At 39.9% G+C, this 11223-nt stretch carries 8 protein-coding genes; 2 read left to right on the top strand and 6 right to left on the bottom strand.

Going from position 1 to position 11223, the window contains the following annotated elements:
- Positions 1 to 253: 253 nt before the first annotated feature.
- The 3 genes from ACESK1_RS10085 to ACESK1_RS10075 all read right to left on the bottom strand — a co-directional run bounded on the left by ACESK1_RS10085 (position 254) and on the right by ACESK1_RS10075 (position 4552).
- Positions 254 to 2824 (bottom strand): cellulase family glycosylhydrolase, encoded by a 2571-nt coding sequence (locus tag ACESK1_RS10085; protein ID WP_372920057.1) that lies wholly within the window; start codon positions 2822 to 2824, stop codon positions 254 to 256.
- A 13-nt stretch (positions 2825 to 2837) separates the two neighbouring features.
- Positions 2838 to 3731, bottom strand: a complete 894-nt coding sequence (locus ACESK1_RS10080; protein WP_372920056.1) for a hydroxypyruvate isomerase family protein — start codon at positions 3729 to 3731, stop codon at positions 2838 to 2840.
- A gap of 116 nt (positions 3732 to 3847) precedes the next feature.
- The gene (locus tag ACESK1_RS10075) at positions 3848 to 4552 is read right to left on the bottom strand and encodes an NUDIX domain-containing protein (RefSeq protein ID WP_372920055.1); all 705 of its coding nucleotides are present in this window, start codon (positions 4550 to 4552) and stop codon (positions 3848 to 3850) included.
- A gap of 107 nt (positions 4553 to 4659) precedes the next feature.
- Here ACESK1_RS10075 and galK point away from each other — a divergent pair, with 107 nt between their 5' ends.
- Together galK and ACESK1_RS10065 are read left to right on the top strand one after the other, a co-directional pair.
- The gene (gene galK, locus ACESK1_RS10070) at positions 4660 to 5811 is read left to right on the top strand and encodes a galactokinase (protein WP_372920054.1); all 1152 of its coding nucleotides are present in this window, start codon (positions 4660 to 4662) and stop codon (positions 5809 to 5811) included.
- A 4-nt stretch (positions 5812 to 5815) separates the two neighbouring features.
- Positions 5816 to 6856 carry a UDP-glucose--hexose-1-phosphate uridylyltransferase gene (locus ACESK1_RS10065; protein ID WP_372920053.1) on the top strand — a complete coding sequence of 347 codons (1041 nt, stop codon included), beginning with the start codon at positions 5816 to 5818 and terminating at the stop codon, positions 6854 to 6856.
- Positions 6857 to 6864: 8 nt separating this feature from the next.
- Here the strand turns inward: ACESK1_RS10065 and ACESK1_RS10060 are convergent, their stop codons facing one another.
- The 3 genes from ACESK1_RS10060 to ACESK1_RS10050 form a co-directional block, all read right to left on the bottom strand.
- Complete coding sequence (locus tag ACESK1_RS10060) at positions 6865 to 8541, bottom strand: sodium/sugar symporter (protein WP_372920052.1); 1677 nt, start codon at positions 8539 to 8541, stop codon at positions 6865 to 6867.
- A gap of 112 nt (positions 8542 to 8653) precedes the next feature.
- On the bottom strand, positions 8654 to 9649 hold the full coding sequence (locus ACESK1_RS10055; protein WP_372920051.1) for an aldose epimerase family protein: 996 nt from the start codon (positions 9647 to 9649) through the stop codon (positions 8654 to 8656).
- 12 nt (positions 9650 to 9661) lie between these two features.
- Positions 9662 to 11223, bottom strand: a 1562-nt coding sequence (locus tag ACESK1_RS10050; protein ID WP_372920050.1) for a DUF885 family protein, incomplete at its 5' end; no start/stop codon positions are given.

Below are 11223 nucleotides of genomic sequence, written 5' to 3'. Positions count from 1 at the left end.
AGCGAGTCTATAAACACCTGGAAAAATGGTGTGGCCCGCGCCCTCAAGCGATATGTCGCTGATGGCACCCTCGCTCAAAAACAAAAATGCAGCAATTGCAACTCATCTAATCTTATGTATCAGGAAGGCTGCCTTACCTGTCAGGACTGCGGTTCTTCCAAATGTGGATAGCAAACTCTTGTAGGATTAGATTAAAAAAGGTCTTTCAGAAAATTCTGAAAGACCTTTTTGTTTTGGGGAAGATTAAAAATTATTACTTAAGCAGAACGCTAATAATTCCCACTCCATGTTTTTCCAGTTGTTCTTCTTCATTCAGGCCGGGCCCGATAGAAAACTGAAGGCTCTCTACATCCTCAATATTAAAATCATCTGAATTTTTATGCTCGAAATAATAAGGCAAAAATGTAGGATAAGGTCTTGGCAGCGTTATGGTTTTTACCGGTTTTAGATCTTTTAGGGAGATTTCATATTTTTTGGAGTCAGGGTTCAGGCTGAGAGTCGTCCCAAATGCAGCCCCGTTTTTCATTAGTAAAGCAACCTGTAGTTTTGTGGGTTTCTCATTTAAAGCTCTTGCTTTCAAAATAAGTTTGTCTGTCCCGGAAAATTCAGTTTTTCGTCCCTCAGTTTTTCTATTAAAATTATACTTAAAGGAATAATCATAAATTGGAGTAGCCTCAGGATTTTCTATGTCTTTTCTGAATAATTCCTCCACATTTACCTGATATTCGGCTTCATTCGGATTAGCCGTAGGTACCAAATTTAGCGTCGGCAACCACTCTCCTACCACGTAATCTTCGTCTTCAATAGCGTTAAAAAGAACTATTGGAGAATCCTCCGGGACGATGCTCGTTTTATATTCTTCAGCCGAATGAAAATCCCAATCTCCGGGATTGCCGGCTGTATTTCCGGGAAAAGTGAAATCTCCCGCATTGGTATTTACAATTATGCGATACTGAAGAAAACCCTGAGCCAAAAAGTCATCAGGAACCTCAGCCGAATATGTGTAGGCTGTTTCATTTTTCAATTCGATACTCTCGTAAGTATTGCCGTTTTGTAACCAGGCCTCCACTTTTTCAATTTTCTCATTGGAAACGATCTCTGCGGAAATTTCTAATTCTGATGCTGGTGAGATTTCCTTAACCGGCTCGTGTATTACATAAGTTCTTTCCACAGTAGACTCCGGCGCGCTGAATTCCTCCATTTCGAAATTTTGCAAATCTGCTGAAGCTTTTTCAAAAGGAACTCCGTTCGCTTTTAAAAGATAAGTTCCGGGCTTAATGATGAAACTATTAGCAGAAACTTCAGCTTTAAAATCATTGCCTTCGTTTAAAGTCTCAATACTGAAATCATTAGATAGTCCAGGCAAATTCAGGTTCATTTCCCACTCTTCCCAATTGATAACGGCAACAGTTTTCTCCAGGCTATTGGAACCAAAGGGATTGTCAACCAAAATTGCATCGGGCATTACCTCCAACCGCCAAATTCCTTCTTCCAATTTGTCCAGGAAATAAGCGCCTTTACCTTCGTATGTTACCAATTCTGAATTTCCGTAACCCGAAATTTGCTTTAATTCTTCTGTTGATTTTGGCTGCAACGAATTGGTGTTGGTATAAATAAATTTTTCTTCTGAATTTAAAACCGCCAGATCATCATCATACCTGATCTCAAAATCCTGAAATTTGAGGTTTTCAGGATAAGTTCCAAAATCGCTGTTTACAGGAACCTGATGAAATACCTCCCCCGAAATCATCAAAGCAAGCGCCTTTTTAGGGGTGTAGGCCAGATTCATATAATGCGTATTATATTCAGTATTTCCGTGTGCCAGGTAAGTAGGATCGTAGGCAAAATGCGTCCCTATCTGGATTCCGGCTTCCCTGAAGCTGCGAGCCATGGCGGGATAGATGTAGGATTTATTCACATCGGCAGCGTCGAATTCATAAACGAGTTTAGCTCCTTTATTTTCTTTTATCACATCATCAAACGGAATATGATAATTGTTCACATTTGGAAGTAAATTACCTTCCAGTTCTTTTTGGAACCCTAAACCGGTGGGGTACCATTGGAAGGTTCCTCCCTGGATATCCGCATCAAAATAGGCTTCAGCAAGATTGATGCTGTGACTAACATTATAAAAAATTGGTTTTTTGGTACCGGTGCTGCGCATCGCGTCAACCATCTTCTGAATGAAATCTGTCACCTCTTCCGGTTCTCCCCTGTGATGCGGTTCATTACTGACTTCAAAAGCGATAATATTTGGTTCATCTTTATAAGCTACTCCCGTATGTGGGTTTACGTGATTCAGGAATTGTGCGAGGTAATTTTCCTGGGCTTTTATAGCTTCGGGATTGATAAGGCTGTTTTCCTTTCCATATTTATTTGAAAATCCGGGAGTATCCTCATCAGGCTCTGGCCAGCCATTACCCCAGTAAGCGATTGGAGTTATCACAAAGTTTATTCCGCGATCTTTTAACTGTTTTAGTAGATAATCAAAGTTTTCCAGATGCTCATTTTCCAGCAGGTTTCCTTCGACATCGCTAATTTCAGTATCCCAAACGTGGATGCGGTAAAGATCAAAACCAAGGCGTGAAAAATGATACACATCCTGGTCTATAGCAGCTTTTACATCTACACCCAGTTTTTGCGCTGAACGATAACCATGAGCAAAAGGAGCTGAATAATTCACACCAAAACCTTTCACTTCTGCATCATTATGCCCCCAACGCATCAATCCGGTGTCATCAACATAAACATCTCCTTTCTCCTGGGAGATAGCAATGTTTGAAACAACAACAGCCAAAGCAACTACAAGTATTCTTAAATACATTAAATTGAGGGTTTTATACATCACAGATCTTTATAGCTTCCTGCAAGGCAGCCATTTTATTATCGTAGGTTGGAATAAATTCCTGGCCGACATATCCGTCAAACCCGGTTTCAACAATGGCTTTCATGATCGCCGGATAATTTATTTCCTGGCTATCATTAATCTCATTTCGGCCGGGAGCACCTGCAGCGTGATAATGATTAAAATGCTTATGATGTTTTTTAATAGTACCGATTATATCGCCTTCCATCACCTGCATATGATAGACATTGTAGAGCAATTTAAAGTTAGGTGCATCGATTTCCTCGGCCAAAGCAACTCCCCAATCAGTACTGTCACACATATAATCAGGATAATCTATTTTACTGTTAAGAAGTTCCATGACCAGGTTAATATTTTTACTTTCAGCATATTTTAGAAGAGGTCTAAGCCCGGTTATGCAGTTACTTATCCCGGTTTTATCATCCATCCCACGGCGGTTTCCGGAGAAGACAATTACATTTTCAATTTCATGCTTTGAAGCCCTATCGATAAGCCTGCGATAATTTCCCTGAAGAGATTTATGGTTTTTAGGTTGATTAAACCCATTCTCAACACTGGCAAAATCATCAGTAGCCATAGCACAAACCAGGCCGTGTCTTTCTACGGTTTCCCATTCCGAAGGCTTTAAAAGATCAATAGCATCAAAGCCTAAAGCTGCACATTGTTCAGCGAATTTATTTAAGGGAATATCCTCAAAACACCAACGACATACCGAATGTTTAATTTTCCGGCTATTTTTTCCAGCTTCGTGCTTATCGATAAGATTAATGGCTGCAAAAGAGGAAACTACTCCACCAATGCTAAGCAGTCCGGAGCCAAGTACCATAGTCTTTAATGCATCACGTCTTGAATATCTATCGCTCATATCCCTATTTCTTTTCGGATTCTATAAACGTAAATTTTACAATTATTTCGATCACCACCAAGAAATATCTCTTAATTTTTTAACAAGAAATTAAGATTTAACATTCGGGAGAGAAATCAGGCGATTTCGAAGTTGTAGCCTGATTTCAGTAATTTCTGATAATTTTTATGATCAAACTTATAAAGGAAAGCTCCCCGGCGGGAAGTTGATTTATCTTTTTCGTCAAGTTTTATAAGCACATTAAGGGAAAGCAGTTTTTTTCGGAAATTCCTTCCATCGAGTTCCTTCTGGTAAATTACCTCATAGAGTTTTTGCAGCTGGGGAATAGTGAATTTTTCAGGTAAAAGCTCAAAACCTATAGGTTGATAACGCGCCTTTCTTCGTAATTCCCTGAGACCATCAGCTAACATCTTATCATGGTCTAAAACAAGTTCGGGCACCTCATTGATATCAAACCAATGAGCTCCATGACTTTCTACCAACTTTTTGTCGTAATCATTTATCCTTATTAAAGCGTACTGAACGATGGAGATGGTTCTGTAACCGGGATCCCGTTCAGCTGCTCCGTAGGCACCCAATTGTTCCATAAAAACATTTTCCAATCCGGTGATTTCCGCAAGAACTCTTTTTGCAGCCTCCTCCACATCTTCATCCAGATTAACAAAACTGCCTATTAACGACCATTCCCCTCTTCTGGGTTCTACCCTTCGCTTGAAAACCAATAATTTTAGTTGCCCATCATCAAAACCAAAGATCAAACAATCTGTGGCCACATACATTTTATCACTGGGCTTATATAGATCTACTATAGTTTCCGCCATTTATTTATTTTGGTTAAATATATGATAAAGATAAATTTTTTGGTAATTAAAAGAATGTAAAAAATACATTTATTATCTTTGGAATTCATCTTCTAATGTTTCAAATTGTGTCTATAAAGAACCCTCTGCCCGCTTATAAAGATTTTAAAGCTGATGTGGAAATTGAATCTCCGGGGCGCATTAATCTAATTGGAGAACATACCGATTATAACAATGGGTTTGTAATGCCAACGGCTATTGACAAAAAGATCTATTTCAAGCTGAGTTCCAACGATTCTGAAAGCCTTTGCCGAATTTATAGTGAAACTTACAACTCTTCCTTTGAGTTCAGTCTCGAAAAAATTGAAAGAAGCGAAAATGCCTGGGAAAATTACATTATGGGAGTAGTGAAGGAAATTCAAAAACTGGGAAAGACGCTCAGTGGCTTTGATTGTGTCCTCAAGAGCGAATTGCCCATTGGAGCCGGAATAAGCTCCTCGGCAGCTCTAGAATGCGGTTTGGCGAGCGGATTGAATGAACTCTTTGAGCTAGAGCTAAGCAAAATGGACATTATTAAACTCTCTCAACGCGCAGAACATAATTTTGTTGGTTCCAATTGCGGAATTATGGATCAGTATGCCTCGGTGCTGAGTAAAAAAGATCATTTAATCCTTCTGGATTGCGAAAGCCTGGATGCAGAATACATTCCGACTAATTTCAAGGGTTGTAAAATATTACTCCTGAATACAAAGGTTTCTCACAGCCTGGCCGATAGCGAATACAACACCCGCAGGCAGGAGTGCGAAGAAGGGGTTAGAATTATTGCTGAAGCTAATCCGCAGGTAAGAAGTCTCCGCGATGTCGATGAACAGATACTTGAAAAATACAGAAATAAATTACCCGGCAAGATCTATGATCGTTGCAATTATGTGATCGAAGAAAACAACAGAGTTCTAAAAGCCGCTGAGGCCATAAAAGATGAGGATCTCGGAAAATTTGGAAATCTGATGTACGCTTCTCACGAAGGCCTTCAGAAAAAATACGAGGTGAGCTGTCGGGAACTGGATTTCCTTGTAGATCTTTCCCGCGAGAAAGAGTTTATTCACGGCTCGCGAATGATGGGTGGTGGCTTTGGTGGATGCACCATCAACCTTATCGAAGCTGATAAAATTAATGACTTTATCAGGGAAGTAGATGGAGCTTATTTTAAGGAATTCGGCATACATCCAGAACCTATTATCGTTGAAGTTGGCCCCGGCACGATAATCAACAAAAATTAAGATTATGAGCACAGAAATAAATACCACGCCACACAGACGTTATAATATATTAACCGGCGAATGGATCCTGGTTTCACCACACCGAACCAAGAGACCCTGGCAAGGGAAAACCGAGAACCAAAATATTGAAAAAAGGGAAACTTACGAACCAACCTGTTACCTGTGCCCTGGTAATACCCGGAATAGTGGTAAAACCAATCCTGATTACCAAAAGCCTTATTCTTTTGAGAATGACTTTCCGGCACTTTTACCTCAAAATCCTTCGCAAGTATTCGAGCAAAATCTTCTGAAAGCCGAGCCGGAAAGCGGGATCTGCAAAGTCCTATGTTTTTCACCTGATCATTCTCTTACCCTGCCCATTATGGAAGTTGAGGCGATTACAGAGGTCATCAAACTTTGGAAAAAAGAATTTGCAGACCTTGGTTCGATGGAAAACATCAACTATGTGCAAATCTTTGAGAATAAAGGGGCTATCATGGGTTGCAGTAATCCCCATCCTCATGGACAGATCTGGTCTCAGAAATCCATTCCAACCGAGGTTCAGAAAAAATCAGAACACCTAAAGGCGCATTGGCAGAAAACAAAACGTAGTTTACTTTCAGACTATTTAAACCAGGAATTAAAATTAAAGGAAAGAATCCTGGAAGAAACTGAACATTTTGTGGCGCTCATCCCCTACTGGGCTGTTTGGCCTTTTGAGGCTATGATAATTCCGAAGAATCATTATCAGCATATCGGGCAATTAAATGAAAACGAGGAAAAAGATTTTGCGAAAATCATTAAGAAGCTCACTATTAAATACGATAACCTCTTTGAAACTTCATTTCCTTATTCTTCGGGTATACACCAGGCTCCAACCGATGGCAAGGAACACCCCGAATGGCATTTCCATATGAGCTTTTATCCACCACTTTTACGCTCAGCGACGGTTAAAAAGTTTATGGTTGGTTATGAAATGTTTGCCGGACCACAGCGCGATATTACGGCAGAACAGGCAGCACAAAGATTAAAGGAATTACCGGAGGAACATTATTCCTTCCGGTAGTTATTTTCTTACCAGAATAAAGCATAAAGCATTACCAGGATAAGCAGGACGGCGAAACTCCCAATGTTAAACGCAGGACCTGTTTTAAATAATTCTTTGCTTAATGGGATAGATTTTTCGTTGTCTTTACCTTTTCCTTCCACCAGGCTTATAACCACCATAAGTGCCATAGTGAGTAGCCATGTAGCCATCATTTGATGCATAAAGGGCCAGGAAACAAATAACGGACTATCAATCCAGCCGTTTGGCCCAATTTTGAAGTAAAATGCAATCGGGATAGAGGCCAGGACTCCGTAAATAGCCGCCTTATTAGTAGTTTTTCGCCAGAAAAGTCCCAGCATAAACACGGCCAGAATTCCCGGGCTAACCACTCCCGTATATTCCTGGATATACTGGAAAACCTGTCCAAGATTCTTTAATTGAGGGGCCAGGATAACTGCAATTAAAAGCGCTATAGAAGCTGAAATACGTCCAACTTTCACCAGATCTTTTTCAGATTTTCCCTTTTGGAAATAGGGCTTATAGATATCCATTGTAAAAATAGTTGCGGTAGAATTCAGCATAGAAGCTACAGACGAAACAATAGCGGCCGCCAGAGCTGCTAAAACCAATCCCTTAAGCCCTGCCGGAATAAACTCTTTAATTAACCAGGGAGCAGCATTATCATTAATTATATTCCCATTCCCCGAAAAGAATGAAATATCAGTAAATGCTGAAGAAATTTCGCCATTAGGACCGGTATTCATTACAAAGGCGATAATTCCGGGAATAACAACGATTAGTGGAATAATCAACTTAAGGAATGCTGCAAGCACAATACCTTTTTGAGATTCCCTAAGACTTTTAGCCGCAAGAGTCCTTTGAATAATATACTGATTGAAGCCCCAGTAATATAGATTGGCAACCCACATCCCTCCAATAAGAACAGCAAGACCCGGAAGGTCCCACCAGGCATCTTTTCCATTCGGGGTAATAATCTCACCTTTTTCCAGAATCATCGAGAATTTGTCAGGTACCTGCTCATAGATGGAAACCATACCATTTATCACTCCTCCCCCATCGGTAACATTATCAAGCGCGATATAGGTCATGATCAAACCTCCAATAATCAAGAGAACCACTTGCACCACATCCGTCCAGGCGACGGCGGCGAGTCCTCCATATAAGGAATAGGCGGCAGCAAAAAGAGCTAGTCCAAAAATCGAGTAAAGAAAAATAGATCCATCTCCATCTCCTATAATAGTATCCAGGGCAGTAGCACCCAGGTAAAGGACCGAAGTAAGATTCACAAAAATGAATAATGCGATCCAAAATATCGCGAGAATAGTCTTAAGGCTTGTACCGTAGCGTACCTCTACAAATTCAGGGATGGTATACAATCCTTTTTTAATGAAAATTGGAAGGAAAAATTTCCCGACTATAAGCAGTGTTAATGCCGCCATCCATTCGTAGGAGGCTATCGCAAGTCCTATAGCAAACCCCGAACCAGACATTCCTATAAACTGTTCAGCTGAAATATTTGCTGCGATCAACGAAGCTCCAATGGCCCACCAGGGAAGCGATTTTCCCGCGAGGAAATAATCTTCAGAGGTTTTACCCTTTCCGCGTGAAACCCATAACCCGATCGCTACAATACTTAAGGCATATATAACAAATACAAGCTGATCCAGAAATCCAAATTCCATAATTTATATTATCATTAAAAGAACCAACTTCATCCCAGAGTTGGCTTGTGAAACTTTTGTTAAATATAAAATATAAATTTAAATAAATGTAATAGTTACGGTTATTTTAAGCCTAGGAAACCACTTTAAATTTCAAGGAAATCTTATTATAATATTTCTCCCCCGGCTTTAAAACACTCGAAGGAAAATTTCTGAAATTAGGTGAATCTGGAAAATTCTGGGCTTCAAGACAAATAGATGGATATTTCTTCGAAATCCTGGTTTTATAATCGAGGTCATCCGGCAATTCTTCAGGAGCATAGGCCACCAGCGCGGGCTGATTGGTTTGAAGTTCCAATTTAATACCGGTTAAGGGCGCAAAGAGAACCGCCGCATTTTCATTTTTTTCATTGTCTAGAACAAAACTATCATCCAACGCTCTATTCCCAATTAACTTACTTTCAATAAAATTCTTTGGGTGTTCCTTAAGTTTAACCAGATCTCCTGTAGGTAACATTTTATCATCCACCATTAATAATTTCTTTGCCGAAATCTGAAGGAAATGATCACTTACACTACCTTCTCCATTGAGGTTAAAATAAGCATGATTGGTAAGATTTATTACCGTTTTTTTATCGGTTGATGCAGTATATTCAATTAAGATCTCATTTTCTTCGGTGAGGGTATACCTGACCTCGGTTCTTAAATTCCCCGGGTAGCCTTCTTCCCCATCTTCACTAAGGTAAGAAAGTTTAACCGAAGGATTTTCTCCTGAAGTCTGTTCTTCTAATTTCCAAATTCTATAAGGAAAACCATAATCGCCGCCGTGAAGGTGTACTCCATTTTTTTGCTGAAGCTCATAGGTCTGGCCATCAAGTTTAAATTTTCCACCCGAGATTCGACCAGCGTAACGCCCAACAGAAGCACCAAAACATTTATTATGATTTTTATAAACCGGGCTGATGTATTCTTCAGCTTTGGGAGAAACAATTACATTGGTCAATATTCCCTTTTTATCCGGGATTGTAAAGCTTAAAATGGAGGCTCCATAATTAAGAATTTCAAGCTTATTCTCTTGTCCGTTGACCAATTGAATGATCTTAAGATCTTCTTTCGTGACTCTGTTCACTATATTGCTTAATTAGTTATGTTCTTCTATCCAGGTCATCACTCTTTCCTCGAGTATGTTTAGTGGCATAGCACCGTTTAATAATACCAGGTCGTGAAATTTCCTTATATCAAAAGAGTCACCCAATTCTTTCCTGGCGGTTTCTCTCAATTCCAGGATCTTATTCATTCCTACTTTATAAGCCGTAGCCTGGCCGGGCATCACGATATGTCTTTCAACCATTTTAATGGCATCGCTTTCGGCATTAGGAGTGTTTTGTTCGTAATATTCAATCCCCTCTTCCCTGGTCCATTTTTTGGTGTGAATTCCGGTATCTACAACAAGACGGCACGATCGCCATAATTCCATGGCAAGTCTTCCAAAATCTGAATAAGGATCTTCATAGAATCCTATTTCTTTAGGAAGCAGTTCGCTATATAAGCCCCAGCCTTCTATATAAGCAGGATAAAAGCTATGTTTCCTGAATTCAGGGATATTTTCAAGTTCCTGAGCAATAGCCAACTGCATATGATGCCCGGGAATTCCCTCGTGGTATGCCAGAGCCTCCATCTGATATTTTGGCATTGCCTCCATATCATATAAATTAGCATAGTAAATACCGGGACGGGAACCATCTTTTGCCGGTTGTTGATAAAAAGCCTTCCCTGCACTACGTTCTCTAAAAGGTTCTACTGCCTTTACTACAATATCGGCGTCGGGCTGGGTTAAAAAGAGCTCATCGAGTCTTCCTTTCATCGTATTGATAATAGCTTTAGCTTCAGCCAGATATTTTTCACGGCCTTCCGGAGAATCTTCATAGTAGAATTGCGAATCATCCCGCATAAATTCAAAAAATTCCTCCTGGGATCCTTCAAAGCCTACTTCCTCCATTATAACCTGCATTTCGGCGTGAATTCTGGCTACTTCAGATTTTCCTATCTCGTGAATTTCTTCCGCAGTAAGATCGGTGGTGGTATATCTTTTTAAAGCATTATTATAAAATTCGATTCCTTTCGGAAACTTCCAGACACCACTTTCAGTAGTCGCCCGTTTTTGCTGATTTTCCAGGGTAGCGATCAATTTTTCGTAGGCGGGTTTCACTTTATTGACAAGTGCCTGTTCCGCATCGCTTATAAGTTTGCGTTTTTCCTCACTTGGAATATCCAGTGCCTGAACTTTTTTATAAAAGTCTTCTAACAGCACACTTCGTTCATTGGCCTTCCCAAAAGGCTTGCCTTTAATAATATTCCGGCTGTCTTCCAGCACTTTATCAAATACAAATTTTGGAGGAACAATACCATTTTGTTCCCTTATTTTAATATTTTCTATGATGTCTTCTATTAAGCCAGGAAAACCTTCCAGGCGTGATATATAGTCCCGGGCATCACCAACTGAATCAATACGGTGCATATTGATTAAAAATGCGGGCAGTTCAGCCTGGTAGCCATGCATTTGGTTTACGGGATAGTTGTAAAAACGATACTCATAATCGGCGATCTCGTTTTCAATTTGCTGTTTATACAACCTATAGCTTAAGCGGGTTTCTTCGTTCAAAGCTTCAACATCCACCTTTTTAAGGTATTCCAGACGTTTTT

The sequence above is a fragment of the Salegentibacter sp. genome, from assembly GCF_041642575.1.
GTDB lineage: Bacteria > Bacteroidota > Bacteroidia > Flavobacteriales > Flavobacteriaceae > Salegentibacter.
This window is presented reverse-complemented; position numbering and strand designations above follow the sequence as displayed.